This window comes from Acidovorax sp. KPB24-07 (assembly GCF_057543315.1).
This window is the reverse complement of record NZ_BAAJYS010000527.1, coordinates 1-1,934: the sequence shown is the minus strand read 5'-3', so window position 1 is coordinate 1,934 and position 1,934 is coordinate 1. Positions and strand designations below refer to the sequence as shown.

The following is a 1,934-nucleotide window of genomic DNA, read 5'->3' as shown; positions in this document are numbered from 1 at the left end:
CCGGCCACCAGCCGCAGGCCCATGCGCACGGCCGGCTGCGGGTCGGCCACGCCACGCACGGGCTGGGGCTCGCCCTCCAGGGTCGCGTCCCAGTCGCTGTGCACCGCATCGATGGGCAGCACGCGCACGCCGTGGCGCACGGCGTCCTGCACCAGTTGCGAAGGCGTGTAGAAACCCATGGGCTGCGAGTTGAGCAGCGCCGCCAGAAAGCATGCGGGCTCGTGGCACTTGAACCAGCTGCTCGCATAAGCCAGCATGGCGAAGCTGTAGGCATGGCTCTCCGGGAAGCCGTATTCGCCGAACCCTTTGATCTGCTGAAAAATGCGCCGGGCAAAATCTTCGCGATAGCCGTTGGCAGCCATGCCTTCCATGAACGGCTGTTCGAAATGGTGGACGCCACCGGTGCGTTTCCATGCAGCCATGGAGCGGCGCAGCTCATCGGCCATGCCAGGCGTGAAGCGGGCAGCGATCATGGCGATCTGCATGACCTGCTCCTGGAAGATGGGAACGCCCAGCGTGCGCTCCAGGGCCTCTGTCAACTCTTTGTGCTCCAGTTCCAGCGGCTCGCCGCGCAACCGCCGCTCCCGGGCCTGCAGGTACGGGTGCACCATGCCGCCCTGGATCGGCCCCGGCCGCACGATGGCCACCTCGACCACCAGGTCGTACAGCTCGCGCGGGCGCAGTCGCGGCAGCATGCTCATCTGCGCCCGGCTTTCGATCTGGAACACGCCCACGGTGTCGGCCGCGCAGATCATGTCGTAGGTGGCGCCGTCCTCGCGCGGGATGCCGGCCAGGTCCCAGTGCTCGCCGCGCAGCAGGGCGCGCAGGTCGAGGGCGCGGCGCAGCGCGCTCAGCATGCCCAGGGCGAGCACGTCCACCTTCATGAGGTGCATGTCGTCCAGGTCGTCCTTGTCCCACTGGATGATGGATCGGCCATCCATGCTGGCGGGCTCCACGGGCACCAGCCGCGTGAGCTTGCCCTCGGTGAGCACGAAGCCGCCGACGTGCTGGCTCAGGTGGCGCGGAAAGCCCTTCAGATCGCGCGCCAGCTTGAGCCACAGTTCGGCGATGTGCGGCGCCAGCGGCACGTCCACGGCCTCGGCCAGTTCCTGCAGGCGTTCGGTGGCGATGGCCTCGTCGAACCAGTGGTGGTCCTTGGCGAAGGCATCGATGAGCGCGGGCGCCACGCCCAGCGCCTTGCCCACGTCGCGCAGCGCGCTGCGCGTGCGGTAGCTGATGACCACGGCCGCGATGGCCGCCCGCTCACGGCCGTACTTGTCGTAGATGTACTGGATGACCTCTTCGCGCCGGTCGTGCTCGAAGTCCACGTCGATGTCGGGCGGCTCGTCGCGCTCCTTGCTGATGAAGCGCTCGAACAGCAGCCGCGTCTTGGTCGGATCGACCGCCGTGACCCCGAGGCAAAAGCACACCGCCGAATTGGCGGCGGAGCCCCGCCCCTGGCACAGGATGCCCCGGCTGCGGGCGTAGCGCACGATGTCGTGCACGGTGAGGAAGTACATCTCGTAGCGGCAGTGCGCGATGAGGTCGAGCTCCTTGGCGATCTGCGTGCGCACGGTCTCCGGCACGCCCATCGGGTAGCGGCCCTGGGCGCCCTGCTCGGTGTACCAGGCCAGGGCTTCGCCCGGGGTCATGCCGGGCGGCACGGTTTCCTTCGGGTAACGGTAGCGGATCTCGTCGAGGCTGAAGGTGCAGCGCGCCGCCACGGCGAGCGTGGCCACCAGCAGCGCGGGCGGGTAGATGGCGGCCAGCCGCATGCGCGCGCGCAGGTGCCGCTCGGCGTTGGGCTGCAGCGCGAAGCCGCATTCGGCCACAGGCCGCCCCAGGCGCACGGCGGTCACCACGTCCTGCAGGCGCTTGCGGCCACGCACGTGCATGTGCACGTCGCCCGCCGCCACCAGCGGCAGGCCGAGCGT

1 protein-coding gene is annotated in these 1,934 nt (G+C 69.3%); it reads right to left on the bottom strand.

The genetic code is table 11. The features are described from left to right. Positions 1 to 1,934, bottom strand: a 1,934-nt coding sequence (locus tag AC27IQ_RS23455; protein WP_487090990.1) for an error-prone DNA polymerase, incomplete at both ends; no start/stop codon positions are given.